This is a genomic window from Flavobacterium sp. 11 (genome assembly GCF_002754315.1).
Taxonomy (GTDB): Bacteria; Bacteroidota; Bacteroidia; order Flavobacteriales; family Flavobacteriaceae; genus Flavobacterium; species Flavobacterium algoritolerans.
This window is the reverse complement of sequence record NZ_PEFE01000001.1, coordinates 2,992,608-3,017,947: the sequence shown is the minus strand read 5'-3', so window position 1 is coordinate 3,017,947 and position 25,340 is coordinate 2,992,608. Positions and strand designations below refer to the sequence as shown.

Genomic DNA, 25,340 nt, shown 5'->3' with positions numbered 1-25,340 from the left:
AGAGCTTTTCTGTTTTATATTCTATCAAGATTATTCTTCTTCACCATCGTTTTGGTCTGATCCGTTTTCAGAATCTTCTTTATCACCAGAGCCTATTTCGAAGAAACTAAAAATAGAACCTCCATAACTTTTTTGGAACGAAAAGTGAATCATGTGATCCAGTTTGGTATATTTCGAATGTTCAATTACCATCATTCCTTCTTCATTAAGCAATTCTTTTTCGAAAACTAATAAGATAATTTTCTCGAAAGTTTTTTGGTCCAAAGCATAAGGTGGATCTGCAAAAATAATATCATAAGACGTTTTACATCTTTCTAAATACGTGAAAACATCACTTTTTGTGGCGGCAATATTAAAATCATATTCGGCTGCGACTTGCTTGATAAATTTTACACAACCAAAATCACCATCAACAGAAGTGATTGGCGTGCTTCCTCTGGAGGCAAATTCGTAACTGATGTTTCCGGTTCCTGCGAATAAATCTAATATTTTAAGTCCTTCAAAACTGAAATGGTTGTTCAAAACATTAAATAATGCTTCTTTAGACATATCGGTTGTGGGACGAACGGGTAATCCTTTTGGTGGAAAAATGCGTCTTCCTTTGTATTTTCCTGAAATGATTCTCATGAGTTGAAAAGTATAAAATGATTTCTGTTTTCGGCCTCAGAAAAATAATTGTTCCATCGTAAATCCTCTACATCAATAAGAGAAACGTTGCGAATGTATTTGTAAGCGATTTTATAATAATCACTTTCGGTATCAATATTTCCGATTAGTTCCAATGGGAAGTTTTCGGGATTTAAATTCAATTGTTCGGCAGTAAATAAAATGTAATACAAGAAATCTTCCGGCGTGTTGTAATCAAAAGAATTGAAAAGTAATAATTTTTGGTTCTGAACCACAATGATTTCAAAATGACCAGTATTAATATGTACAAACATTTTTTTCTCATCCTTATTTTTGGAAGCAATCAAAAGTTTTGAAACCAAAATACTGTTGGCATGTTTGTAATCGAAAGCACCAAATTGGTCAATGAAAAAATTATTGATATTCACATACGGAATATACACCGCATTCATTTGATAGTTTGGTATTTCATCAAAAGCAAAAAAATCGGTTTCAAAAACTTTAGTGTTGTATTGCAGATAACTTCCTAAAAAGTTTTCGTCAAATAACGGTTCCGGAACAAAAGTAGAAAGGTTGTTATTGTGAATCACTAAAATTTCATCATACGAATCCTTTAATTCTGGATAATCTCTAAAAGCATCGGCAAACAAATCTTCAATTTTTGTGGCTTTGTGAAAGGTCTCAAAATGCACTTCGTTAAAGGAAGTTACTGTATTATTTAGCGTGTCAAAACAACAAAAAGAAAGTCCCGTCAAGGAAACTTGAATGGAAAGTTTTTTATATTTTTTTTCGGCTATGTTCATAATACTATTGATTTTTTCAACAACGCAAACTTACAAATTTTAAAATCAATAACAATATCAATATCAATTGCAATGGCAAAAATCAATAGTAGTAATTGAAAATTGAAATTGCTATTGGCATTGAAATTGAAAAAACATTCTTTACTTTGCAGTCAAATAATACGAAATGAATTCCTCCCTGTTTTATAGTCTTTTACAAAAAAAGTTCCCTTTTCAACCCACGTATAAACAGGATATTTTTTTTCAAAAAATTGCTATTTTTTTAACCGAAACGGATAATAAAACCATCTTCGTATTAAAAGGATATGCGGGAACGGGAAAAACAACCGTAATTTCTACGATTGTAAACAGTTTATTGGACATCAATAAAAAATATGTTTTGTTAGCACCAACAGGTAGAGCGGCAAAAGTGATTGCCAATTATTCGAACAAACCGGCTTTTACAATTCATAAAAAAATATATTTCCCCAAGAAATCTTCCGGTGGTGGCGTTTCGTTTACGTTGCAACAAAACAAACATAAGAACACGATTTTCATAGTCGATGAAGCTTCGATGATTTCGGATACGAATTCCGATTCTAAGTTATATGAAAACGGTTCCTTATTAGATGATTTGATTTCGTATGTATATTCAGGAACCAATTGCAAAATGATCTTATTGGGAGATACCGCTCAGTTGCCTCCGGTGAATTTAGATATCAGTCCGGCTTTGGACATTCGTACTTTGGGAATGAATTATGATAAGGAAGTAGAACATATAGAATTGGACGAAGTCATGCGTCAAGAAGAAAATTCCGGAATTTTGCATAATGCAACTGAACTTCGGGAATTATTAAAAGATTCCTTTATTGATGAATTCAAATTTGATGTTAAGAAATTCAAAGATATTGTTCGGTTGACCGATGGCTATGATATTCAAGATGCCATCAATTCTGCCTACAGTAATTATAGTATTGAAGATACCGCGTTTATTGTTCGTTCCAATAAAAGGGCGAATCAATATAATGAGCAAATCAGAACCAAAATCCTCGATAAAGAAAGCGAACTTTCCACAGGCGATTTTTTGATGGTGGTGAAAAACAATTATTTTTGGTTGAAAGATTCTGATGAAGCGGGTTTTATTGCCAATGGTGATATTATAGAAATATTAGAAATTTTCAATATCAAAGAATTGTACGGTTTTAAGTTTGCCAAAGTAAAAATTAGAATGATTGATTACCCCAATCAGATTCCATTTGAAACGGTATTGTTAATGGACACCATAAAAAGTGAATCGCCATCTTTAACCTATGAAGAATCCAATAGATTGTATCAGGAAGTGTTGAAAGATTACGAAGGCGAAACGAAGTACAAACAATTCCAAAAAGTAAAAGCCAACGAATATTTCAATGGTTTGCAAGTGAAATTCTCGTATGCCATAACCTGTCACAAATCACAAGGTGGACAATGGAATACGGTTTTTATAGAACAACCGTATTTACCTGATGGCATCAATAGAGATTACATCCGTTGGTTGTACACTGCAATGACCCGAGCAAAAAATAAATTATATTTGATAGGATTTAAGGATGAGAATTTTGTAGAGTAAATTTGATAAACATATAAGTCATATAAGCTAAAATCAAAGAAAAACTTAAATGACCTTATATGACTTATATGGTTCAATAATTTTAAAATAGTTTGGTAATGAAAACTTTAAACGACTTACATAAAATTTCAGGTTCTTTTTCGAATACCGAAAAAATGCCAGTGTTGTTTCTAGGACATGGAAGCCCGATGAACGCCATTGAAGAAAATCAGTTTGTGACGGGTTTTCGAAACTTGGCTAAAACGTTACCACAGCCAAACGCCATTTTGTGTATTTCGGCGCATTGGTTTACCAAAGGGACAAAGGTTACCGCAATGGAAATGCCACGAACGATTCACGACTTTGGCGGTTTTCCGCAAGCATTGTTTGACGTGCAATATCCTGCAAAAGGAAGTCCGGAATTAGCAATAGAAACCAAACAATTGTTAACACCAGTAGAAGTAGAGCTGGACGAACATTGGGGTTTGGATCACGGAGCGTGGAGTGTAATTAAACATTTATATCCAGAAGCTAATGTTCCCGTGATTCAGTTGAGTATTGATTACACTAAATCCGGGCAATACCATTTTGAGTTGGCTCAAAAACTAAGTGCGTTGCGAACCAAAGGAATCCTGATTGTAGGCAGCGGAAATATTGTGCATAATTTAAGGTTGGTCGATTATCATAATTTCGATAAAGACAATTACGGTTACGATTGGGCAATTGAAGCAAGGGAATCAGTAAACAATTATTTACTGGATGGAAATTTCCAACCCTTGATTGATTTTGAGAAACAGAGTAAAGCATTTCAATTAGCGATTCCTACGCCAGAACATTATTTACCTTTGATTTATACTTTAGGATTAAAAGGAAAATCCGAAGAACTGAGTTTGTTTAATGATAAGTTATTGGCGGGTTCTTTGAGTATGACTTCGGTGAAGATTATGTAGGATTGTTTTTTAAAACAAATCTTACGTATTAATTTACTGATATGATAATAATGAATTAGTGGTTAGTTAAAAAAAATAAAATGAAGAAAATAATTTGTTTACTGTTTCTAATCTCTTTGAAAATATCTTACTGTCAAAATATAAAACCGAATGATATAGAAATTAAAATTTTGAAAATCGATAAATTACAACAACAAAGTAAATTAGAGATTTTAGGAATTGATGATATGAAAACTTGCGGTGGAAATTTAATAGGGTATTTTTATAATAACAAATTACTACTTTTAATTTCTCAAAATGGTGGAGAGACTGGAACAATAACAAATAAATATTATGTTGAGAACAACAAAATAATAAAAATTGAGAATTTGGAAGATTATATATTTATGAATAATAATTCAAATACTGACACATCTAAGACAAAAAAAATTATAGAGAAAAAAGAGTTTTACTTTACTCCTAAAATATTTATTAAAAAGAATTTTAAGAAAGAAAAAATAATTACTTATTCCGATGAACAAATAATTACTTGTGGAAAAAATATGATTAAATTATTGAATGAAAGAAAAATGATAAACTAAATACTCCTATTAACACTAAAACAAATCCTCAAAACCAATTATTGTGAAAACACAAGACGATAAAAAATTAGATAATCCGGTTTTGTTTTCGATATCAGAAACGCATCAAAGTTTTGCGGTAGATTACGGCAGTGTAAAATTTTATCATTCTGATTATTGTCCGTTTGGTGGTTTTGAAAAAGGAAATGCGATTGCAAAGTCTATCGATGAATATTCGATGATGGTTGATAGTTTTTTTATTGTTGGAGAAAAACCAGAACTTTCAAATCTATTAAAGTTAAATAAAGAATTGGTTTGTCTTCAAATGATTGTTTACAATCCAATCGATGTTGCCATTAATGATGCAATCGTAAAACTTACGGATGAACATATTGATGTTTTATATGAGTTAGTGAACTTGGTACAACCGGGATATTTTAAAAATAAAACTGCTTTATTAGGTAATTATTACGGCATTTTCAAAAATGAGGAGCTTGTTGCCGTAGCTGGTGAGCGCATGCAAATGAATGACTTTATTGAAGTCAGCGCAGTAGTCACACATCCCAATCATACCGGAAAAGGATACGCAAAACAATTAGTTGTTTATACCGTAAATGAAATTTTCAAGCAAAATAAAACGCCTTATTTACATGTGCTTGAAGAGAATAAAGGTGCAATACAATTGTACGAGAAATTAGGTTTTACAATCAGGCGTAAAATTAGTTTTTGGAATATCACCAAGCAAATTTAAGGATTGAGAACAATTTTGTAAATCCTAAAAACATACTAACTTAGCGCTTTAGCAATTCCATATAAAATGAAAATAATAGCAGTCATTCCCGCCCGTTACGCTTCGACACGATTTCCCGCAAAACTGATGCAGGATTTGGGAGGTAAAACGGTCATTTTAAGAACCTATGAAGCAGCCATAAACACACAATTGTTTGATGATGTTTTTGTGGTAACGGATTCGGATTTAATTTTTGATGAAATTGTTTCTCATGGTGGAAAAGCCATTCGAAGCATCAAAGAACATGAATCGGGGAGTGATCGAATTGCGGAAGCAGTCGAAAATCTGGATGTTGATATTGTGATTAATGTGCAAGGTGACGAACCATTTATTGATGCGGAACCTTTGGCAAAAGTGATTGAAGTTTTTAAAAATGATTTGGATAAAAAAGTGGATTTAGCTTCTTTGATGCGCGAAATCACAAATGAAGACGACATCAATAATCCTAATAATGTAAAAGTGGTGGTGGATCAAAACGGATTTGCATTGTACTTTTCACGTTCGGTAATTCCATATCCAAGAGAAAAAAATGTGGGCGTTCGCTACATGCAACACATCGGGATTTATGCTTTTAGAAAACAAGCTTTATTAGATTTTTATAGTTTACCAATGCAATCTTTGGAAGCATCCGAAAAACTGGAACAATTGCGTTATTTGGAATTTGGAAAAAGAATCAAAATGATTGAAACCACTCATGTCGGAATTGGAATTGATACTCCGGAAGATTTAGAAAAAGCCAGGAGAATGATAAAATAAAAAGGCTTTTGTTTTAGGCTATTTTTTCAATAACAATCAACTCATTATGGACTTCAACTCTAGGAATGGTTCTTATTTTAAATTGGTTTTTGTAAAATTCAGATACGTATTTTTTGTTTCTTAGATTTTGGCTTTCGTTCAATAGCATTGTATTGAAAAGAATAAAACCGCGACTTTTTAAAAGGGAACAAATTCTATTGGTGAAAAAAGTTTCAAATAGAAAACTAGGCATTGTAGTATCTTGAAAAATATCGATAATAATTAAATCGTATTTGGTTTTGGTTTTTAAAACAAATTCGAAAGCATCATCAATTACAATTTCAAGATTTTTTACTTTATTTAATTTAAAATAGGTGTTGGCAATATTTATTATTTCCGGGTCAATTTCTACTCCAGTGATTTTTCCCTTGTATTTTATTTCATCAACCAAAGTTTTTATTACGCTTCCGCCTGCAACTCCCAAAACTAATATATGATTCATTGGAACTATTTTTTCATAGCCAATGTTTTTTAATCCTAATCTTAAGATGCGCTGCAAACTGCCATATGAATAATTTGCATTTTCAGAATCCAAAACCAATTCCCCATTTGCCCAAGTCACCTCTATTGATTTACTCAACGAAGATTTGGTCTCATAAATTTTTATTGGAATTAGATAACTGAATATTTTTTTAATCATTGGTGGCAGTTTTACTCAAAAATAAGATATAAATTATTTATTTTGTACTAAATAATAAAGAATGAAGAAACAATTTTACAAATGGATATTTTTCAAGCTTATGGGTTGGAAAATAGTTGGGACAATTGATGCGGATATCAAAAAATGTGTCATGATGGTGATGCCGCATACAAGTGCGCATGATTTTTATTTGGGAATTTTTACCAGAGGAATAACTGGATTAGAAATGAACTGGGTTGGTAAAAAGGAATTGTTTCGTTTTCCTTTCGGATTTTATTTTAGGTATATGGGCGGCGAACCATTGGATCGTTCTGGAGGTTTGAACAAAGTCGATTCTATTGCGGCAATTTTCCAAAGAAAGGAAATTTTTCGTTTGGCTGTTGCTCCGGAAGGAACCCGTGAAAAAGTTACGGAACTAAAAACCGGATTTTATTATATTGCTTTGAAAGCAAATGTTCCTATTATTCCTGTAGCTTTTAATTTTGGTAAGAAAGAAGTAAATTTAGGAAATCCAGTTTTTCCTTCTGGCAATATCGAAAGCGATATGACTATTTTGAAAAAACATTTTATAGGTGTTGAAGGTAAAATTCCAGAAAAAGGATATTTATTTTAGCAAAAGTTATAATAGGATTAAAAGGTTAAAACCAAAACTTTGAATTTTCCGTATATAGAATTATATTCTAAAAATGATTCACACGAAAAGTTTATTGTTAGTTGCGCTTTTTTGATGTTGCTTTTCGCTTCGTGCGATAATATGTAAGAGTTGAAGCTAGTGGAATTTCAGTTTTTTGTTTTTAGAAAATAAAATTACAATTTAGTTTTTTTTTGAATGACCCCAATTTGGAAATCTGAATTGGGGTTATTTTTTTAATCGGGGATATAACTTTTAAAAGTTCCATTTTTATAAAAAATTACGATTTTATCAATTTCATCAGAATGCGATTCTTTGGAGCTATTTTGATTTTCTATTTTTTTTGTTTCCAATGCAGGAATTGGATTTGGAATTTTTATTTCCGAAAATAAATTCTCAGGAATTATTTCAGTAAGCGGAGGAGTAGCAATATTTTGTTTTACTATTTGCTCAACGCTGTTTTCTTTTTTATCAAACTGTTCTGAATTTTTGGGAAAGTTTCCTTTTCCATTCAAAATCCAATACAAATCCACATCGGGGAAAACCTCCAATATTTTAAGTATAAAATCCAAGCTGGGTTTGTTTCTTCCTGAAAGTAGGTGAGACAAACTGGAACGCTGTACGCCAATTTTATCAGCAAAAGAAGAAGCATTCAAACTGTAGTAATCCAGTATAATTTCTAATCTTTTTATAAAATCCTCTATGTTTACCATTGTAAATTAATATTAAAAATTAACTATTTACAAATGTAATCAAAATAGATTGAAACACCAAAATTACAAGTGTAAATAGTATTTATTACAGTAAATAATGTAAAGTTTAAATCGATATAAGTGCGCTTAACTATTTGATAAATAAATACATAATTCATATTCTAAAAACAGGTAACAATTGTCAATTATAGGAACTAGGTTTACTACGGCTAAACGCTAAATACTGTTTACATCATTGAAATTTATGAATTATAAATAGCTTACAAATGTAAATATAAAGATGTTTACTTTTGTAAATCAAATAAAACAGCATGAATTTAGAACAGTTATTCAGTCAATATAAAGAAGAATCTATTCGAGGTCGTTACATAACTTTAGATTCGATTGAGCCATTATTACAAAAATTAAACACCAATAATCAACTAAGTATTATTGGAAAATCAGTTCTTGGAAAATCTATTTATTCGTATGAAATCGGAGCAGGTAAAACTAGAATTTTTCTTTGGTCACAAATGCATGGAAATGAAAGTACAACTACAAAAGCGTTGTTTGACTTTTTAAATGTATTGCATAGTGGTTCAGAATTGGCTCAAAAATTACTAAATATATTTACTTTTTGCAGTATTCCTATGTTGAATCCTGATGGCGCAACATTATATACAAGGGAGAATGCTAATAAAATAGATTTAAATCGCGATTCGCAAGATCTCACGCAGCCAGAAAGCAAGCTTTTAAGAGAGACTTTCGAGACTTTTAAGCCGGATTATTGCTTTAATCTTCATGATCAGCGTACTATTTTTGGTGTAAGCGATACGGGTAAACCTGCTACATTGTCGTTTTTGGCGCCTTCTTATAATGAAGAACGGGAAATAAACGAGTCTAGATTGAAAGCTATCAATTTGATTGCGAGTATAAATGAAGTACTTCAGGAATATTTACCAAATCAAATTGGTCGTTTTGATGATTCGTTTAATATAAACTGTATTGGAGATACGTTTCAGTATTTAGGAGTGCCTACTTTATTGTTTGAAGCCGGACATTTTGCAAATGATTATGAAAGAGAAGAAACGCGTAAATATGTTTTTATGGCGCTAATTTCGAGTTTTATGTCACTTTGCGAAAACGTTATAGTTAGCAACGGAATTAATAAATATTTGAATATTCCTCAAAATAAAGTCGTTTTTTATGATTTTATGTATAAAAACATCAAAATAAATTATGATGGTATCGAAATAATCACCAATTTTGCATCACAATACAAAGAGGAGTTAATTGAAAATCGGGTTTGTTTTAATGCCTATGTTTCACAAATAGGGGATTTAGAAAATTATTTCGGTCATTTTGAATACGATGCTAAAGGAGCTTTATATAAAGATGATTTTGATAATATTCCTAAATTGAATCAAAAAGCTGATTTTTATTTAGATAATAACATAAAAGTTGTTAACGGAATGATAAAAATATAATATTTATGTCTTTTTGTTGTTTTTATGTATATTTTTATACTTTGTTATAGCAATTAATAATATTAATTTAAGAATTATGAGTAAATTTCGTTTAGATGAAGTAGATCACCAGATTTTAGATATGTTGATAGACAATACAAGAGTCCCTTTTACGGATATTGCAAAAAAATTATTGATTTCTGCAGGAACTGTTCATGTCAGAGTAAAAAAAATGGAGGATGCCGGAATTATCATGGGATCTTCATTAGTTCTTGATTATGATAAATTAGGATATTCTTTTATCGCTTATGTTGGTGTTTTTCTAAACAATACCTCTCAAACAAAATTTGTTTTAGAGCGGATTAATGAGATTCCTTTTGTGACAGTAGCTTCTGTTACTACAGGGAAATTCAATATCTTTTGTAAAATTAGAGCTAAAGATACTAAGCATGCAAAGGACGTTATCTTTATGATTGATGATATTGACGGTGTTTACAGAACTGAAACTATGATCTCACTTGAGGAAAGCATAAATGATAAGAAGCGCTTGATGCATACTATTTTTAAAAATATGTAATTAATCTTGAATACGCTATATTATAAATATAACCTCAAGTTAATTCTTGGGGTTTTTTTATGACAAATTAACTAACTAAACCAACTACAACTGATTATGTACACGCTACCAAAAATTGAACGTTTCAATCAGGACGTTCTTTCTAAATACCACATTTATAATAGTGTTTTTATAACATTACCCTTTGATTCTATTGATAATACTGGGGTTTTGCTGCCTTTATTTACAGATGTTTGTGAAATCGGTTTCAAAAAACAGGAAACACCTAAGGAAATTGTCGATTTTTTTGCCAAAAGATATTTGCAAAGTGCTTCAGAGACAGAGAAAATTGATTTAATGTTTCGATTTATTCAATATATCGAGCGTCAAATTGTATTGTTTGATGCCATTGAGGACGCTGCTTTTCCGGTTGTTAATAACATGGAAGGAAGAGGTTCGTTGAGAGATATCAAGGAAAAGTCAGATGCAAAAGACAAGAAAGAAGAATTGATTGATTTTCTGGAAGATTTCAATGTGAGAACCGTTTTGACTGCGCATCCTACGCAATTTTATCCTGGTGCTGTTCTTGGGATTATCAATGATTTGACAGAAGCTATTCGAAAAAATAACTTACTGGATATTAAGCAATTGTTGGCTCAATTAGGTAAGACGCCTTTTATTCAAAACGAAAAACCAAATCCTTTTGATGAAGCAGTTAGTTTAATCTGGTATCTTGAAAATGTGTTTTATCAAACTTCTGGTGAGATGGTGCATTACCTTCAAAAGAATATATATAATGGTGACTCCATAAAAAATCCATTGATTAAGCTTGGATTTTGGCCAGGTGGTGATCGTGATGGAAATCCTTTTGTGACAACGGAGATAACTTTGAAAGTAGCGGAACGTTTGCGAACGTCTATTTTAAAGTGCTATTACGTAGAAATGAGAAATTTAAAAAGAAAATTAACTTTCTCAGGTGTAGATACTTTGGTGACCGAATTGGAACAAAAACTTTACAGGTCTGTTTTTTATTCTAAAGGTGAAATTTTTATCACTTTGAATGAATTTAAATCGCAATTGAATAAAATAAAACAAATTGTTATAGACCAACACCAGTCTTTATATCTGGATGAATTAGATGCGCTTTTGATAAAAGTTAATCTGTTTGGTTTTCACTTTGCGTCTTTAGATATTCGTCAAAACAGCAAAATACACGATACCGTTTTTAAAGACGTAGTAGGATTATATTCAAATTCGAATACATTAGTTTTTCCTAAAAATTATTATGAGCTTTCTGAAGAAGAGAAATTTTCAGTATTGTCTAAGGTTAAAGGTAATCTTGACCCGATTGTATTTGAAAATGAGATGACAAGATCTACAATTGAGTCGATTCAAGCCATAAAAACTATTCAAGAAAACAATGGGGAATTTGGTGCAAACCGTTATATAATAAGTAATAACGAAAGTGCGCTTAATGTGATGGAGACTTTTGCGTTATTCCGTTTGAGTAATTGGGAAAATCCATCCGTTGATATTATTCCGCTTTTTGAATCTGTTGATGATTTACAAAACGCGCATGAAATCATGGAGAAATTATATACGAATCCTGCTTATGCGAAGCATTTGACCAATAGAAACAACAAGCAAACAATCATGCTTGGTTTTTCTGATGGGACTAAAGATGGTGGGTATTTAATGGCGAATTGGAGCATTTACAAGGCAAAAGAGGAGCTTACTGAAATCTCAAGAAAATATGGTATAAAAGCAATTTTCTTTGATGGTCGTGGTGGACCGCCAGCTCGTGGTGGTGGAAAAACACATAAATTCTATGCTTCATTAGGTCCAAACATTGAAAACAACGAGATTCAGGTTACGGTACAGGGACAAACGATTAGTTCTAATTTTGGGACTTTAGATTCTTGTCGTTATAACTTGGAGAATTTGTTAAGCGCTGGTGTAACCAATCAGGTCTTTAGTAAAGGGCAAAATGAGTTGACTGTTAATGAAAAAGATATTTTAGATCAATTAGCAGGTTTAGGATATGAAAAGTATTTGAGTTTTAAAAATCATCCTAAATTCATTCCGTATTTAGAGCAAATGAGTACGTTGAAGTATTATGCTAAAACAAATATTGGAAGCCGCCCATCTAAAAGAAGTAAATCGGAGCATTTAGATTTTGCTGATTTACGTGCGATTCCTTTTGTGGGTTCTTGGAGTCAGTTGAAGCAAAATGTACCCGGATTTTTTGGAGTAGGTACTGCTTTAAAGCATTTTGAAGATACGGATCAATGGAATAAAGTTCAAGATTTATATGATAATTCTTTGTTCTTTAAAACCTTGTTAGAAAACAGTATGATGTCATTGGCAAAATCATTTTTTCCATTAACGGCTTACATGAAAAAAGATCCTCAATTTGGGGCTTTTTGGCAAATAATTTATGACGAATTTTTAGAAACAAAAAGATTACTTTTGAAAATTGCAGGTCATAAAGAGCTTATGGAAAATTATCCTGACGGTAAAGCATCAATACAAATAAGAGAGCGTATAGTATTGCCATTGTTGACAATACAACAATATGCATTACTTCGTATAAATGAATTAAACAAAGAGGATAAGCCAGATGAAGCTTTAATAAAAGTATACGAAAAAATCGTTACCCGTTCTCTTTTTGGAAACACTAATGCCAGTAGAAATTCAGCTTAATTATAAAAAAATGAAAACATATCAATTGCCTGTAAACGAGTATTCAAGTTTTAATGCAACTTATATTCAAGCTGCCGGAAATGTTGAAATGATTGAAGAATTAGAAATTTCTCTTCACGATTTTATTCGTTTTGTACAAAATATTCCAATGGATAAATTTGATTATAGATATGCTGAAGGGAAATGGACAATCAAAGATATTATTCAGCACATCATAGACACAGAGCGCATTTTTGCCTATAGAGCATTGCGAATTTCCAGAAATGATGAAACGCCTTTACCGGGTTTTGATGAGAATCATTATGTAGATAATACGGACGCTAATAGTAGAAATATTCAAGATTTATTAGCAGAATTCTCAGCGGTTAGACATTCTAATTTATTTCTTTTTAAAAGCTTTTCAGAAGAGCAAATGAAAAGAACCGGAACAGCATCTAATACAGTTGTCTCAGTTCGTGCAATTGCTTTTATAATTATAGGTCATTTAAAGCACCATCAAAAAGTTTTTCAAGAAAGATATTTATAATTTATTAGAAGCAAGTTGACCAATTTTTCAGCTTGTTTTCAAATGACATGGTATTAGCAGGACTAGTGGAAGGCATCACATAATACGTGATGTCTTCTATTTGTCCAAATTTTTTCAGAAAGTATTTATGGCTTTCTTTTCCGTTAAAAATGATTTTAGTGATTCCTGGGAATTCTCTAAACAAGGTTTTAAAATCATTTTCCTTTTGATTTTTGATATGAATATCCAGACTTCCTTTTCTTTCGCAATTTTCTAAAACATCCCAAAGTCCTATTTTATTCGCTTGGAGTAATTGTATTTTTTCCTCGAATTTTTCAGATATTGGTAAATTATGCAATAGCGTATACATTATTTTCCAAAAATGATTTCTTTGATGTGCATAATATTCCTGCTTTTCCAGAGAGGCGATTCCAGGCATTGTTCCCAAAATCAAAATTTCGGTTTGAGAATTTACAAAAGGAGGGAATGAATTGATCATTTTAAGTTTTTTAAAGTGCTGTATTTTCTTTTTCTAGTATTGCTAATGCCAAACGGATTTTTCCATAATCTATTTTTTCTTCTAAATAATCAAAATAAGGTTTTAAGGCATTTGGCGATTCCAGTTTTATTTGCGCTTCAGCAATTTGAGAAACTTCTTTTTTTGAGATAAACGGATTCAAATCTACTTCAGCTCCATCAACATAAAGTTTCGCTAAATGGGACATAATCGTACTTAAACCTAATTTTCTTTTTTGAGCAATTTCCTCTACTGATAATCCATTTTTATAAAGTTCTAATGTTTCTTTGTAGGTAGTGGCTTCTTTCTTTTTTCTGACAACTTTAGATTTTTGAAAATCAATAATTGCTTTGATAAAAGCATCACCATATTTTTCCAGTTTTGCTCTACCAACGCCATCAATTGCTAATAATTCGGTATCACTCATTGGTCTTTCAGTTTCCATTTGGCGTAAAGCCGCATCGCTAAAAATTACATAAGCAGGAACTTCTTCTTCTTTGGAAATCTCATAACGTAATTTTCGTAAGGTTTCAAAAAGTGAATTTGCAACCGATTTACTTTTCGTTTCTTTGACTTCGTGCTTCTCAATGTTGATTTTCTGAACCGTGGTTAGTTGTACTTTTTCTCCTTCAAACAATACTTTTTTGGCAAGAGCCGTTAATCTGATTTTGTTTTGTTTATGAAAAGCAATTTCGCAATAGCCCAGATTGATGAGTTGGATTAGATATTGATTCCAATCAAACCACGAAAGATCAACTCCAACGCCGTATGTTTTTAGATTTTGATACTGTTTTTCGTAGATATAGGCATTTTTTGAGCCGCGCAGAAAGTCAATGATTACAGGTAAAGGTTCCGTTTCCTGCAAACGAATAATTGCCGATAATGCTTTTTGAGCAATCACCGTTCCATCAAAAAACAGCGGCGGATTTTTGCAAATATCACAATTCCCGCAATTTTCAGTAATGAGTTCCCCAAAATAGGAAAGTAATATCTTTCTGCGGCAACTTAAGGCGTCTGCATATTGTTTCATTCGCTCCAGTTTAGCCAGTTGCACTTCGGCATTTAAGCCTTCGGAGGCAAATTTCTGCAATTGAATCACATCGCCATAACTCTCAAACAATACTGTTTCTGATGGCAAACCATCTCGACCGGCACGACCGATTTCCTGGTAATAGCCTTCGATATTTTTCGGCAAATTATAATGAATGACCCAGCGCACATTTGATTTGTCAATTCCCATTCCAAAAGCAATGGTTGCACAAACCACTTTACAATCATCGTTGATAAATTCGTCTTGTGTTTTAGAGCGAATTTTAGTGTCTAAACCAGCATGATAGGCTTTTGCACTAATACCAATTTTTTGTAGTTTATCTGCAAGTTCTTCTGTTGTTTTTCTGCTTAAGCAGTAAATAATTCCAGATTCATTTGGTTTTTCTTGAATGAAATCTATAATTTGTTTGACTCTGTCTAAAGCGGGACGCACTTCTAAACTTAAATTTTTTCGATCAAAAGAAGCTACAAATAATCTAGGGTTTTTTAAATTTAATTGTTCGCTAATGTCTTTGCGTGTAGCTTTATCGGCTGTGGCAGTTAAAGCTAAAATTGGAGTGGAAGGGAAGCGGTTTTTTAGATAACCCAAGTTAGTATACGCTGGACGAAAATCGTGTCCCCAAGACGAAATACAATGCGCTTCGTCAATTGCAATAAGGCTTATGCTTAAACTGTTGAAGATAGAATCCAGAAAAGATAAACTTTCGGGAGCAATGTAAACTAACTTAATTGTATTAGATTTTAAACGTTCCAAATAAAACTGTCGTTCCTCTTCGGTTTGGCTGCTGTTGATGTAACAGGCTTCAATTCCGTTTGCTTTCAAGCCATCGACTTGATCTTTCATCAAAGCAATTAACGGAGAAATTACGATTGTAATTCCTGAAAAAATCAGTGCAGGCAATTGAAAGCAAATTGATTTTCCACCACCCGTTGGCATAATCGCTAGTGTATCTTGGCCGGAAAGAATACAATTTATAATGTCTTCTTGATTGGGTCTGAATTTTTCAAAACCAAAGCTCTCTTTCAGTTTGGCGTGTAAAATTTCATGGGTCATTGTGGCGTGTATTTAGAGGTCTAAAGTAATAAAAAAAGGAACTCGTGGTGAGTTCCTTTATAAATGTATTTTTAAAAATGAGATTAATTAATCCTCATCTTCTTCGTCATCATCTTCATCTGAAAAGTCTTTTTCGTCTGAATCGTCATCGTCTTCATCATCTCCTGAATCAGAATCTGGTTTATCGATAGCATCTTCATCATCGTCATCATCAATATCGTCATCTAAATCTAAACCTTTGATTGGTTCAACAACATCGTCTATGATTATTTCATCATCTTCATCATAATTTTCAATTCTATCAGCAAGTTTAGTGCTCACTTTTACTAAATAAATAGTGTCTTCAGTTCGTACTTCAACTGCTTCAACTAATTCATTTTTAGCGTTTCTAAAACTAATAATGTTTGAATCATCATAACCATCTGGAAATTTATCCACCAATAGGTTTAAAATTTCATTGGTAAGTTTTGCGTAATCAACAATTACTCTTTTCATAAAAATATTCTATAAGTCTAATAAATAAGCGAAAATTAAAGGTGCTACAATGGTAGCATCGGACTCAATAATAAACTTTGGAGTTTTAATGTCTAATTTACCCCAAGTAATTTTTTCATTTGGCACCGCTCCAGAATACGAACCATAACTGGTCGTTGAATCTGAAATCTGACAGAAATAACTCCAAAACGGAATGTCATGCATTTCCATATCTTGGTATAACATTGGTACAACACATATTGGAAAATCTCCAGCAATACCACCACCAATTTGAAAGAAACCTACGCCGTTTGTACTGTTTTTTGGATACCAGTCTGACAAGAAAACCATATATTCGATACCGGATTTCATTGTAGAAGCTTTCAAATCTCCCTTAATTACATACGATGCAAATATATTTCCCATAGTACTGTCTTCCCAACCCGGTACAATAATAGGCAAATTTTTCTCAGCAGCTGCATACATCCAACTGTCTTTTAAGTCAATTTCGTAATATTCTTCAAGAACACCTGAAAGTAACATTTTGTACATAAATTCATGCGGAAAGTATCTTTCACCTTTATCATCAGCATCTTTCCAGATCTTGTAAATATGCTTTTGCAAACGACGGAATGCTTCGTGCTCCGGTATACAAGTATCTGTAACACGATTTAAACCTCTCTCCAGTAAATCCCATTCGTCTTGAGGAGTCAAATCACGATAATTAGGCACTCTTTCGTAGTGAGAATGCGCTACCAAATTCATGATATCTTCTTCAAGATTTGCACCAGTACAAGAAATAATTTGCACTTTGTCCTGACGAATTATTTCGGAAAAAATCTTTCCAATCTCTGCTGTACTCATAGCTCCAGCCATGCTCACCATCATTTTTGCACCATTGGCTAATTGTTGTTCGTAAGCCTTAGCTGCGTCAACTAAAGATGCAGAATTAAAATGCAAATAATGCTTTTCAATAAACTGACTGATTGGTCCTTTGCTCATTTTTTAAAATTTAAATACTTAAAAATCACTATGTTAAAAATACTATTTCAAATTTAACGAATTTTTAAATTGACTAATTGAATTATTGTGAATTTATTTTTTCTTATCGTACCCTAATATTTTCAGAACGTCTTCAGAGGTTTGTTGCTCTGAGAATACCTCAGTTGCCAAAAATCCGTTTTCGTCTCTGTCAATCAATATGTGTTTAGGCTGTGGAATCAAACAGTGATGTAAACCGCCGTAACCCCCAATTGTTTCCTGATAGGCTCCAGTATTAAAGAATCCAATGTATAATGGTTTTTCTTTATTGTATTTTGGTAAATAGATGGCATTCATGTTTTGTTCTGAGTTGTAATAATCATCGCTGTCACAAGTCATTCCACCCAATAAAACCCTTTCGTATGTATCATTCCAGCGATTGACTGCCAGCATGATGAAACGTTTGTTGATTGCCCAAGTATCCGGTAAAGTAGTGATGAAAGATGAATCAATCATGTTCCACTTTTCTCTGTCATTTTGTTGTTTTTGATACAATATCTGGTAAATGGCTCCACCACTTTCACCTACAGTATACGAACCAAATTCAGTGAAAATATTTGGAACATCGACTTCGGCTTCATCACAAGCTATTTTAATCTGATTGATGATTTCGTCAATCATATATTGATAATCGTACTCAAATGCCAATGAGTTTTTTATTGGAAAACCTCCACCAATATTTAATCCGTCAAGAGTAGGGCATTCCTTTTTTAATGCTACGTAAACCTTGATACATTTTACTAATTCATTCCAGTAATAGGCATTGTCATTGATACCTGTATTGATAAAAAAGTGCAACATTTTCAGTTCCAATTTCTTATTTTCTTTGATTTCCTTTTTGTAAAACGGAACAATGTTTTTGTATCCAATTCCCAATCTAGAAGTATAAAACTCAAATTTAGGCTCTTCTTCTGCAGCAATTCTAATTCCAATCTTGAATTTGTTTTTTATCTGACCTTGAAGTAAATCAAGTTCTTCATAATTGTCAATAATTGGAATTGTGTTTTTATGACCAGTATTAATAAGTCGCGCTATATTCTCAATATATTGGTCTCTTTTGAAACCATTACAAATTACATACGTGCTTTTATTGATTTTTCCGTTTGCCAATAAATTCTCAACAATATTAATGTCGAAAGCAGACGATGTTTCAATATGGATGTTATTCTTGAAAGCCTCATTCATAATGTATTCAAAATGAGAGCTTTTAGTACAATAGCAATAATAATATTTTGCCTCATACTTATTTTTTTCCATTGATTTACGAAACCAGCTTTTGGCTTTGTTGATATTATTGGAAATTTGAGGTAAATAAGTAAATTTTAAAGGCGTACCATATTTTTCTACTAGTTTCATCAAATCAATATTGTGAAACTGAAGATTATCTTTGTTTAAAGTAAATTCTTCTTGAGGAAAGTAATAGGTTTGATTGATTAAATCAGAATATTTTGTATTCATTATATTTTAGAATTATAGATTAAAATAGTGTGTATAACTTAATCTAAAATTCAAACTCTGATATTTGCATAAACAATCTGAAGCTTCTCGTTTTCTGCCTTCATGTATTGGAAAATATCAAAACTAAAGTTTCCTTTAATAGAATAAAACCGTTTCAATATTCTTAGAAAAGACATATTGTTTCGGGTTTTATTAGAACTATAATTTCGCTTGTTTTGACTTTTTTTCATCGATGCAAATGTAAAAAATATTATATACGCAATGCAATCCTTTTTATAAAAAATAATTAAGATTTATAATCTTGAAACGCTTCAAGAATTAATTCATTTTCAACAGATTGATTGATTTTTATTTTTCCGATACCTTCTATTAAAGCAAACTGTATGTTTCCGTACTCGTTTTTTTTGTCGTGTATGAGTAATTCCATGATAGGTTCGATGTCATTTTCATCAAAAATAATGTCGTCATATATAGACTTTATGCTTGATTTTATCTGAAAATACTCTTCTTGACTGATGAGTTTTTTATGTAATGAAATGTAGCTTTCCAATATCATCCCAACGGCAATAGCTTCTCCGTGCAATAAAGTGGTTTTATTTTCATTTTCTAGAAAATAACTTTCAATGGCATGACCTAAAGTATGACCAAAATTCAATGATTTCCGAATGTTTTTCTCAGTAGGATCTTGAATTACAATTTCATTCTTTATTTCGACAGAACGGTAAATTAATGCATCAAAATCAGCAAAATCTATAGATTTTAAATCTAAAAATTGCTCCCAATATTCCTTATCATATATTAAACCGTGTTTTAGCATTTCGGCAAGACCGGAACGCATTTCGTTTTGTGGTACTGTTTCAAGATATTGGGTATCGATAAGCACCATTATTGGAACATTAATAACACCAATTTGGTTTTTTAAATTTCCTAAATCAACCCCATTTTTTCCGCCTACAGAAGCATCAACCATGGATAGTAGCGTGGTAGGAATGTGAATAAAATCAACTCCTCGCTTGAATGTTGAAGCAACAAATCCGCCTAAATCAGTAACAACACCGCCACCCAGATTAATTACAAGACTTTTTCTGTCAGCACCTAGTTCTGTTAATACATTCCAAATTTGGACGCAAGTCTCAATATTTTTATTCTCTTCACCGGCATCAAATTCAATGATTTCAATAGTAAGATCCGTTTCTAAAAAAGGGAGAAATTTTGGTATGCAAAATTCATTTGTATTACTGTCTACAATAATAAAAAGTTTGGAATACTTATTTTCTGTCAAATGAAGGTTTAAGGCTTCATATCCTTTTTCGTTGAAATGAATCGGATAACTGTTGGCTTGAATTGATTGCATCTGTATTGATTAATTGGAACCGCAAAATAAGGCAATTTTTGCTAAATAATATTCAAAACTCTGTCTATATTTGTACAAAAATTTAACAAATAATGGAAAAAATATTCAATAATACGCAAGTTGCCTTTTCATTAAAAAGTGATACGGAACTTGATAGAGCTTATTTTCTTTTCAAAATGATTGATAATCAACCTCTAGTTCGAATAGGAACTGCGGTTACTAATTTTGCCCTAAAAGCGAATCTTCCTGTGGAAGGTTTGATACGTGCTACGGTTTTTGACCATTTTTGTGGCGGAGTAAACGAAGTGGACTGTCTTTCGGTTGTTGATAAAATGTACACTAAAGGAGTTTCATCTGTTTTGGATTATTCTGTAGAAGGAAAAGAGGAAGAAGATCAGTTTGATGCTGCACTTGAAATGACTTTAAAAACCATTGAATTTGCCAAAGAACGTCAAGCAATTCCTTTTGCAGTTTTTAAACCAACCGGTTTCGGTCGTTTTGAATTGTATGAGAAATTGGGCGAAAAACAAACGTTAACTCCTGAAGAGCAGGCAGAATGGAATAGAGTAGTGGCTCGTTTTGATTTGGTTTGTAAAGATGCTCATGCAAAAAATGTTGCCTTACTCATTGATGGTGAAGAAAGTTGGATGCAAGATGCGGCGGATGATTTAGTGACCGAAATGATGCGCAAATACAATAAAGAAAAAGCCATTGTTTTCAATACGTTGCAAATGTATCGCTGGGATCGTTTGGATTACCTGAAAAAATTACACGAGCAAGCCAAAAAAGAGGGATTCTTCATTGGTATGAAATTAGTTCGTGGTGCTTACATGGAAAAAGAAATTGCACGTGCAGAAGAAAAAGGATATCCATCGCCAATATGCGCTTCAAAAGAAGCTACCGATGAAAATTATGACGCTGCAGTTCGCTATATGATTGAACACTTAGATACAATGTCTATTTTTGCAGGAACCCACAATGAGTTAAGTACCTATACGTTGATGGAATTGATGCAGCAAAAAGGGATTAAAACAAACGATGATAGAATTTGGTTTGGTCAATTGTATGGAATGAGTGACAATATAAGCTACAATTTGGCCGCTCATGGCTATAATGTTGCTAAATACCTGCCTTTTGGTCCTGTAAAAGATGTGATGCCGTACTTGATTCGTCGTGCTGAAGAAAATACTTCGGTAGCGGGACAAACCAGTCGAGAATTGACATTAATTAAAACAGAACGTAACAGAAGAAAAGGGAAATAAAGTTCTCAGTGTTCAGTTTTTAGTATTCGGTTATATTAAAATCTATAAAAAAACTCCATTAGTCCTTTGATTAATGGAGTTTTTTATTGGAATTAAAATTTAAGAATTGCTAAATTGTAAATTGCTTAAATTTTTATAAATACCATTTTCTAAAGCTATTAATTCTTGATGCGTTCCTTGTTCAGTAATTTTTCCTTTATCCAAAACCAAAATTTGATCGGCACTTCGAATGGTCGAAAGACGGTGTGCTATAATGATGCTGGTTCTTCCTTCCATCAAAATTTCCAACGCTTCTTGAACTAGTTTTTCACTTTCACTGTCTAATGATGATGTGGCTTCATCCAGAATCAATATACTTGGGTTTTTCAATAAAGCTCTCGCAATTGCAATACGTTGTCTTTGTCCTCCGGAAAGTTTAATTCCTCTTTCTCCCACAATAGTTTCAAATTTTTCAGGAAAACTTTCGATAAAATTATAAGCATTTGCTTGTTTTGCAGCTGTAAGAATTTCTTCTTCGGTTGCATTTGGTTTACCATACGCAATATTTTCTCTGATGGTTCCTCCAAATAGAATAACATCTTGCGGTACAATACTCATGTTTCCGCGAAGGTTTTCTAAATCAAAACCATAAATATTTTTTCCGTCAACTAATATTTCTCCTTCATCAATATTATAAAAACGTAATAATAGGGAAGCAATAGTCGATTTTCCAGTTCCACTTGGACCTACAATAGCAATTTTTTGGCCAAAATTAGCCGTAAAACTGACGTCTTTCAATACTTTAATTTCTTTTCTGGAATGGTAACTGAACGCTACATTGTTGAACGTAACATTACCTTTTATTTTCTGGGTTTCAGCAGCCTCTTGAACTGAATTAATTTTTTCAGGAGTTTCATCCAATAATTCAAAAACTCTTTCCGTGGCACCAATCGCTTTTTGGATTTGAGCATAAAGTTCTGCGATTCCTCCAAAAGAAGCTCCTACAAATGTAGAATACAATACGAAAGAAATCAATTGTCCCACGCTCATTTCGCCGCTAATGCTCAATCGAACACCAAACCAAACTACGGCTACAATAGCTCCAAAAAGACAGAAAATAATGAAGGAAGCAAAGTATCCTCGGTATTTTCCACCTTTGATGGCTAATTTCACAACTTCTTTAATTTTACCATTATAGCGGGCAATTTCATACCATTCATTGGCGAAAGCCTTAACAATACTGATTCCTTGCATGGTTTCTTCAACAATTACCTGGCTTTCGGCAACTTGATCTTGTACTTTTTTAGAATATTTCCTGATAAATCGTCCAAAAATAACGGCAGCAACAGCCACAAGCGGAACTACTGATAACATCAACAATGTCAATTTGATGCTTTCATTTGCTAATAAAAGAACACCTCCAATGATTAGAATAAATTGTCTTAAGAATTCGGCAATTGTAGATGTTAATGTGTCTTGTATTTGTGTTATATCAGAACTGATTCTACTGTTTAATTCTCCAACACGCTTTTGTGAGAAGAAAGACATGGGTAGTTTTACTAAATTACTGTAAAGCGATAATCTAAGATTAGCTAAGGTGTTTTCAGTGAAATTGACAAATAAATACAATCTGAAAAACGAAAATATTGATTGAAGAAATAAGATTATTATTAAACCTCCTGCAATCATGTTTGCCTGAGCGTTATCCTTATTTTTCACGCAATCGATAAGCATCCCCATCAATTTTGGAAAAGCTAAAGCAGTAGCACCGGTAAATAATAAAAAAATTAAACCTACATAAAATTTCCAACGATGATTTCCAGCATACTGAAATATTAGAATTGCTTTATTGAGTGAACTTGCAGTTATTTTTGATTTTGGTAAATCATTTTCTTTGAACCTTGCCATTATGTATTGTTTATGTCACAAATGTAAGACTATAACGAATCAATACAAAAAAATAGTAGTGTTTCATGCGAAACATAAAGTACTATGATAGAGCGTAAAAGCAAATAGGCTCAATATTTTATTCATTTTTTTTACAGTTTTGCTTGCAGATACGATTTCTAGCTGTATATTTGCACTCGCAATAAGGAAATGAAAATGACTGCATTGTTTAGGGCGATTAGCTCAGCTGGTTCAGAGCACCTCGTTTACACCGAGGGGGTCGGGGGTTCGAACCCCTCATCGCCCACTTTGAGGGATAATCTTTAGATTATCCCTCTTTTTTTGATATATAAGATATCCCTTTTCCTCCATTTTACTGGCATTATGAGATAACAGATCTAACATTGTAGGTGTTCGATATATACCCTTTTCATAGTACAAATTGCCATCGAACACCATGTTTACAAACTGACGTTTTTGCAAAACATCTGACTTTGTATATATGTGTCTGATATCACCCAATAAATCCAGATTGCTGTCCAAAACCTCGAAAGCTTTACCTTTATTTGTACTGAATCTTTCTATTGCAGCTGTAAGGTTTAATATATGATCACTGTAGGTAGAATACCATCTGTCGTAAGTATCTTTGTTTATCTCGTCCCTAAACCATTTTTCTTCTACCGCATTTAATCGCTGCTGAACTTCTTCCAGTTCATTTTTTTTGTCTGCTGCCTTTTTCCTGTTTGCTTTTACTTCCTGTTCAAGTGAAGCGTAACAGCCATTTCTTATATCCTTAATCTGTCTTTCGGGAACGCTCATAAGGTCACAGGCATTTAAGAACTGCTCATGTGCTTTGATTGCACTTATATTGTTATGTTTTGAATGCTTGCATTTATAATAGTAGAAGTATTTTCCAGATTTACCACGAGAAGGCGCACCAGTAAGCGGAGTTCCACAATGGCATTTTACAACTCCTCGTAGCGGTATTTCATCATCGATAACTACCTTTACTTTATCAACTTTCTTCATTTTAGACTGTACCATTGTCCATGTTGTCTTATCAACTATTGGCTCATGAATGGCTGGGAAAAGACCTCCCGGCAAATCTTTGAACGGCTCAACCCTTACAAGCCCTGCATAAACGGGATTTGCAAGCACACGATCAATAGCCATGTTGCCTTTCCTGTCAAAACCTGATTGATAAGCTATTTCTTTGATTTTATATAACGGCACATCACGCAGATACATATCATAAATTGTTTTGACAATTTTAGCTTCTATCTCATTTACTTCAAGGTGGCGCTGTTTTCCTTCTCCAACCTTGCTGTAGCCGAAAGGTTTTTCTCTAGTAAGGAAACGACCTTCTTTAGCACGGGCGGTATAGAGTCCGCCACGCACTTTTATACTCCTGTTGATATTGTCTTCTTCAGCTAGCAACAATTGTAAGCCTGCTCGGAAAAAGCTTCCCGGTGTATCATAATCAAAAACTATCCCTTCGGTCACGCTGATAATCTGAATACTGTATTTTTTTTGGAATTGTTTGACCAAACTCATAGCTTCACCCGCATCCCTGCTGAAACGGTCAAGCTGGTCTACAAGTAGGTAATCCACTGATTTATAATGTTTGGCAATGAATGCCTGTAATTTTATAAAATCGGGACGGTCAAAAGTCTTGGCACTTTTACCCCTGTCGATAAAGGAATCTACCAACTGTATATTATTATATTGCAGGTATTGGTCGGTATACAATTCCTGTCTTTCAATCGAGCCATTACTTTGCCCTAATTGACTAAATCTTAAATATCTAATCGCCCTCTTCATATAATTCTTTCAATGTTAATGATACAATAATTTCAATCATTAAATCTACGAATTTTTGTTCTTTTTCCTGTTCTATATCTTCATAATTTTTCAATATATATTCTTCTATATCAGTCTGTTTGACATCTTCATGCTTCATTTTGTACCTCCTTTGCCTT

24 protein-coding genes and 1 tRNA gene are annotated in these 25,340 nt (G+C 32.7%); 12 read left to right on the top strand and 13 right to left on the bottom strand.

Annotated elements, in window-relative coordinates; translation table 11 throughout:
• Nucleotides 1-30 precede the first annotated feature (30 nt).
• Both CLV00_RS13175 and CLV00_RS13170 read right to left on the bottom strand, forming a co-directional pair.
• Nucleotides 31-627 carry an RsmD family RNA methyltransferase gene (locus CLV00_RS13175; protein WP_099715615.1) on the bottom strand — a complete coding sequence of 199 codons (597 nt, stop codon included), beginning with the start codon at nucleotides 625-627 and terminating at the stop codon, nucleotides 31-33.
• Nucleotides 624-1,430 (bottom strand): DUF3822 family protein, encoded by an 807-nt coding sequence (locus CLV00_RS13170; protein WP_099715614.1) that lies wholly within the window; start codon nucleotides 1,428-1,430, stop codon nucleotides 624-626. Before CLV00_RS13170 ends, CLV00_RS13175 begins: the two co-directional genes overlap by 4 nt.
• Before the next feature lie 166 nt (nucleotides 1,431-1,596).
• Here CLV00_RS13170 and CLV00_RS13165 point away from each other — a divergent pair, with 166 nt between their 5' ends.
• From CLV00_RS13165 to kdsB, 5 genes are all read left to right on the top strand, one after another.
• Nucleotides 1,597-3,018 (top strand): ATP-dependent RecD-like DNA helicase, encoded by a 1,422-nt coding sequence (locus CLV00_RS13165; RefSeq protein WP_099715613.1) that lies wholly within the window; start codon nucleotides 1,597-1,599, stop codon nucleotides 3,016-3,018.
• Between the two features lie 98 nt (nucleotides 3,019-3,116).
• Nucleotides 3,117-3,947, top strand: coding sequence for a 4,5-DOPA dioxygenase extradiol (gene ygiD / locus CLV00_RS13160; protein WP_099715612.1), 831 nt, complete (start codon nucleotides 3,117-3,119; stop codon nucleotides 3,945-3,947).
• Between the two features lie 80 nt (nucleotides 3,948-4,027).
• Nucleotides 4,028-4,528: a hypothetical protein gene (locus CLV00_RS13155; RefSeq protein ID WP_143394898.1), complete on the top strand. Its 501-nt coding sequence runs from the start codon at nucleotides 4,028-4,030 to the stop codon at nucleotides 4,526-4,528.
• A 43-nt stretch (nucleotides 4,529-4,571) separates the two neighbouring features.
• Nucleotides 4,572-5,258 (top strand): GNAT family N-acetyltransferase, encoded by a 687-nt coding sequence (locus CLV00_RS13150; protein WP_099715610.1) that lies wholly within the window; start codon nucleotides 4,572-4,574, stop codon nucleotides 5,256-5,258.
• A 66-nt stretch (nucleotides 5,259-5,324) separates the two neighbouring features.
• Complete coding sequence (gene kdsB / locus CLV00_RS13145; RefSeq protein WP_099715609.1) at nucleotides 5,325-6,053, top strand: 3-deoxy-manno-octulosonate cytidylyltransferase; 729 nt, start codon at nucleotides 5,325-5,327, stop codon at nucleotides 6,051-6,053.
• A 13-nt stretch (nucleotides 6,054-6,066) separates the two neighbouring features.
• Here the strand turns inward: kdsB and CLV00_RS13140 are convergent, their stop codons facing one another.
• Nucleotides 6,067-6,732 carry a spermidine synthase gene (locus tag CLV00_RS13140; protein ID WP_099715608.1) on the bottom strand — a complete coding sequence of 222 codons (666 nt, stop codon included), beginning with the start codon at nucleotides 6,730-6,732 and terminating at the stop codon, nucleotides 6,067-6,069.
• Nucleotides 6,733-6,793: 61 nt separating this feature from the next.
• Here CLV00_RS13140 and CLV00_RS13135 point away from each other — a divergent pair, with 61 nt between their 5' ends.
• Complete coding sequence (locus tag CLV00_RS13135) at nucleotides 6,794-7,345, top strand: 1-acyl-sn-glycerol-3-phosphate acyltransferase (RefSeq protein ID WP_099715607.1); 552 nt, start codon at nucleotides 6,794-6,796, stop codon at nucleotides 7,343-7,345.
• 254 nt (nucleotides 7,346-7,599) lie between these two features.
• On the opposite strand, the gene CLV00_RS13130 is transcribed toward CLV00_RS13135, so the two are convergent.
• Nucleotides 7,600-8,076: a helix-turn-helix transcriptional regulator gene (locus CLV00_RS13130; protein WP_099715606.1), complete on the bottom strand. Its 477-nt coding sequence runs from the start codon at nucleotides 8,074-8,076 to the stop codon at nucleotides 7,600-7,602.
• A 311-nt stretch (nucleotides 8,077-8,387) separates the two neighbouring features.
• Here CLV00_RS13130 and CLV00_RS13125 point away from each other — a divergent pair, with 311 nt between their 5' ends.
• The 4 genes from CLV00_RS13125 to CLV00_RS13110 all read left to right on the top strand — a co-directional run bounded on the left by CLV00_RS13125 (nucleotide 8,388) and on the right by CLV00_RS13110 (nucleotide 13,306).
• Nucleotides 8,388-9,542 carry a M14 metallopeptidase family protein gene (locus tag CLV00_RS13125; RefSeq protein WP_099715605.1) on the top strand — a complete coding sequence of 385 codons (1,155 nt, stop codon included), beginning with the start codon at nucleotides 8,388-8,390 and terminating at the stop codon, nucleotides 9,540-9,542.
• A 76-nt stretch (nucleotides 9,543-9,618) separates the two neighbouring features.
• Entirely contained in the window at nucleotides 9,619-10,098 is a 480-nt protein-coding gene (locus CLV00_RS13120; RefSeq protein WP_072943262.1) for an Lrp/AsnC family transcriptional regulator, read from the top strand.
• Between the two features lie 96 nt (nucleotides 10,099-10,194).
• Nucleotides 10,195-12,780 carry a phosphoenolpyruvate carboxylase gene (locus tag CLV00_RS13115; RefSeq protein ID WP_099715604.1) on the top strand — a complete coding sequence of 862 codons (2,586 nt, stop codon included), beginning with the start codon at nucleotides 10,195-10,197 and terminating at the stop codon, nucleotides 12,778-12,780.
• Nucleotides 12,781-12,790: 10 nt separating this feature from the next.
• A complete protein-coding gene (locus tag CLV00_RS13110) occupies nucleotides 12,791-13,306 on the top strand; it encodes a DinB family protein (RefSeq protein WP_099716347.1) in 516 nt (171 codons plus the stop codon).
• 4 nt (nucleotides 13,307-13,310) lie between these two features.
• Here the strand turns inward: CLV00_RS13110 and CLV00_RS13105 are convergent, their stop codons facing one another.
• From CLV00_RS13105 to aroB, 6 genes are all read right to left on the bottom strand, one after another.
• A complete protein-coding gene (locus CLV00_RS13105; RefSeq protein WP_099715603.1) occupies nucleotides 13,311-13,784 on the bottom strand; it encodes a DNA-deoxyinosine glycosylase in 474 nt (157 codons plus the stop codon).
• 10 nt (nucleotides 13,785-13,794) lie between these two features.
• Complete coding sequence (gene recQ, locus CLV00_RS13100) at nucleotides 13,795-15,906, bottom strand: DNA helicase RecQ (RefSeq protein ID WP_099715602.1); 2,112 nt, start codon at nucleotides 15,904-15,906, stop codon at nucleotides 13,795-13,797.
• Nucleotides 15,907-15,993: 87 nt separating this feature from the next.
• Nucleotides 15,994-16,401 (bottom strand): DNA primase, encoded by a 408-nt coding sequence (locus tag CLV00_RS13095; protein WP_099715601.1) that lies wholly within the window; start codon nucleotides 16,399-16,401, stop codon nucleotides 15,994-15,996.
• Between the two features lie 9 nt (nucleotides 16,402-16,410).
• Nucleotides 16,411-17,382 carry a deoxyhypusine synthase family protein gene (locus CLV00_RS13090; protein ID WP_099715600.1) on the bottom strand — a complete coding sequence of 324 codons (972 nt, stop codon included), beginning with the start codon at nucleotides 17,380-17,382 and terminating at the stop codon, nucleotides 16,411-16,413.
• 93 nt (nucleotides 17,383-17,475) lie between these two features.
• Nucleotides 17,476-18,879 (bottom strand): arginine decarboxylase, encoded by a 1,404-nt coding sequence (locus CLV00_RS13085; protein ID WP_099715599.1) that lies wholly within the window; start codon nucleotides 18,877-18,879, stop codon nucleotides 17,476-17,478.
• Nucleotides 18,880-19,165: 286 nt separating this feature from the next.
• Entirely contained in the window at nucleotides 19,166-20,233 is a 1,068-nt protein-coding gene (gene aroB, locus CLV00_RS13075) for a 3-dehydroquinate synthase (protein ID WP_099715597.1), read from the bottom strand.
• A gap of 92 nt (nucleotides 20,234-20,325) precedes the next feature.
• Between aroB and CLV00_RS13070 the strand changes: the two genes are divergently transcribed.
• The gene (locus tag CLV00_RS13070) at nucleotides 20,326-21,495 is read left to right on the top strand and encodes a proline dehydrogenase family protein (RefSeq protein ID WP_099715596.1); all 1,170 of its coding nucleotides are present in this window, start codon (nucleotides 20,326-20,328) and stop codon (nucleotides 21,493-21,495) included.
• 99 nt (nucleotides 21,496-21,594) lie between these two features.
• Here the strand turns inward: CLV00_RS13070 and CLV00_RS13065 are convergent, their stop codons facing one another.
• Nucleotides 21,595-23,382, bottom strand: a complete 1,788-nt coding sequence (locus tag CLV00_RS13065) for an ABC transporter ATP-binding protein (protein WP_099715595.1) — start codon at nucleotides 23,380-23,382, stop codon at nucleotides 21,595-21,597.
• A 211-nt stretch (nucleotides 23,383-23,593) separates the two neighbouring features.
• On the opposite strand from CLV00_RS13065, the gene CLV00_RS13060 reads away from it, so the two are divergent.
• Nucleotides 23,594-23,668: transfer RNA gene (locus CLV00_RS13060), tRNA-Val, on the top strand.
• On the opposite strand, the gene CLV00_RS13055 is transcribed toward CLV00_RS13060, so the two are convergent.
• Nucleotides 23,659-25,182 carry a recombinase family protein gene (locus CLV00_RS13055; RefSeq protein ID WP_099715594.1) on the bottom strand — a complete coding sequence of 508 codons (1,524 nt, stop codon included), beginning with the start codon at nucleotides 25,180-25,182 and terminating at the stop codon, nucleotides 23,659-23,661. The genes CLV00_RS13060 and CLV00_RS13055 overlap by 10 nt on opposite strands.
• Nucleotides 25,166-25,321, bottom strand: a complete 156-nt coding sequence (locus tag CLV00_RS16415) for a hypothetical protein (RefSeq protein ID WP_158234603.1) — start codon at nucleotides 25,319-25,321, stop codon at nucleotides 25,166-25,168. Before CLV00_RS16415 ends, CLV00_RS13055 begins: the two co-directional genes overlap by 17 nt.
• Nucleotides 25,322-25,340 lie beyond the last annotated feature (19 nt).

What these genes read in the sequence shown, in the direction of transcription:
- CLV00_RS13175 (WP_099715615.1), bottom strand. Translation starts at nt 627, where the DNA reads ATGAGAATCATTTCAGGAAAATACAAAGGAAGACGCATTTTTCCACCA.
- CLV00_RS13170 (WP_099715614.1), bottom strand. Translation starts at nt 1,430, where the DNA reads ATGAACATAGCCGAAAAAAAATATAAAAAACTTTCCATTCAAGTTTCC.
- CLV00_RS13165 (WP_099715613.1), top strand. Translation starts at nt 1,597, where the DNA reads ATGAATTCCTCCCTGTTTTATAGTCTTTTACAAAAAAAGTTCCCTTTT.
- ygiD (WP_099715612.1), top strand. Translation starts at nt 3,117, where the DNA reads ATGAAAACTTTAAACGACTTACATAAAATTTCAGGTTCTTTTTCGAAT.
- CLV00_RS13155 (WP_143394898.1), top strand. Translation starts at nt 4,028, where the DNA reads ATGAAGAAAATAATTTGTTTACTGTTTCTAATCTCTTTGAAAATATCT.
- kdsB (WP_099715609.1), top strand. Translation starts at nt 5,325, where the DNA reads ATGAAAATAATAGCAGTCATTCCCGCCCGTTACGCTTCGACACGATTT.
- CLV00_RS13140 (WP_099715608.1), bottom strand. Translation starts at nt 6,732, where the DNA reads ATGATTAAAAAAATATTCAGTTATCTAATTCCAATAAAAATTTATGAG.
- CLV00_RS13135 (WP_099715607.1), top strand. Translation starts at nt 6,794, where the DNA reads ATGAAGAAACAATTTTACAAATGGATATTTTTCAAGCTTATGGGTTGG.
- CLV00_RS13130 (WP_099715606.1), bottom strand. Translation starts at nt 8,076, where the DNA reads ATGGTAAACATAGAGGATTTTATAAAAAGATTAGAAATTATACTGGAT.
- CLV00_RS13125 (WP_099715605.1), top strand. Translation starts at nt 8,388, where the DNA reads ATGAATTTAGAACAGTTATTCAGTCAATATAAAGAAGAATCTATTCGA.
- CLV00_RS13120 (WP_072943262.1), top strand. Translation starts at nt 9,619, where the DNA reads ATGAGTAAATTTCGTTTAGATGAAGTAGATCACCAGATTTTAGATATG.
- CLV00_RS13115 (WP_099715604.1), top strand. Translation starts at nt 10,195, where the DNA reads ATGTACACGCTACCAAAAATTGAACGTTTCAATCAGGACGTTCTTTCT.
- CLV00_RS13110 (WP_099716347.1), top strand. Translation starts at nt 12,791, where the DNA reads ATGAAAACATATCAATTGCCTGTAAACGAGTATTCAAGTTTTAATGCA.
- CLV00_RS13105 (WP_099715603.1), bottom strand. Translation starts at nt 13,784, where the DNA reads ATGATCAATTCATTCCCTCCTTTTGTAAATTCTCAAACCGAAATTTTG.
- recQ (WP_099715602.1), bottom strand. Translation starts at nt 15,906, where the DNA reads ATGACCCATGAAATTTTACACGCCAAACTGAAAGAGAGCTTTGGTTTT.
- CLV00_RS13095 (WP_099715601.1), bottom strand. Translation starts at nt 16,401, where the DNA reads ATGAAAAGAGTAATTGTTGATTACGCAAAACTTACCAATGAAATTTTA.
- CLV00_RS13090 (WP_099715600.1), bottom strand. Translation starts at nt 17,382, where the DNA reads ATGAGCAAAGGACCAATCAGTCAGTTTATTGAAAAGCATTATTTGCAT.
- CLV00_RS13085 (WP_099715599.1), bottom strand. Translation starts at nt 18,879, where the DNA reads ATGAATACAAAATATTCTGATTTAATCAATCAAACCTATTACTTTCCT.
- aroB (WP_099715597.1), bottom strand. Translation starts at nt 20,233, where the DNA reads ATGCAATCAATTCAAGCCAACAGTTATCCGATTCATTTCAACGAAAAA.
- CLV00_RS13070 (WP_099715596.1), top strand. Translation starts at nt 20,326, where the DNA reads ATGGAAAAAATATTCAATAATACGCAAGTTGCCTTTTCATTAAAAAGT.
- CLV00_RS13065 (WP_099715595.1), bottom strand. Translation starts at nt 23,382, where the DNA reads ATGGCAAGGTTCAAAGAAAATGATTTACCAAAATCAAAAATAACTGCA.
- CLV00_RS13055 (WP_099715594.1), bottom strand. Translation starts at nt 25,182, where the DNA reads ATGAAGAGGGCGATTAGATATTTAAGATTTAGTCAATTAGGGCAAAGT.
- CLV00_RS16415 (WP_158234603.1), bottom strand. Translation starts at nt 25,321, where the DNA reads ATGAAGCATGAAGATGTCAAACAGACTGATATAGAAGAATATATATTG.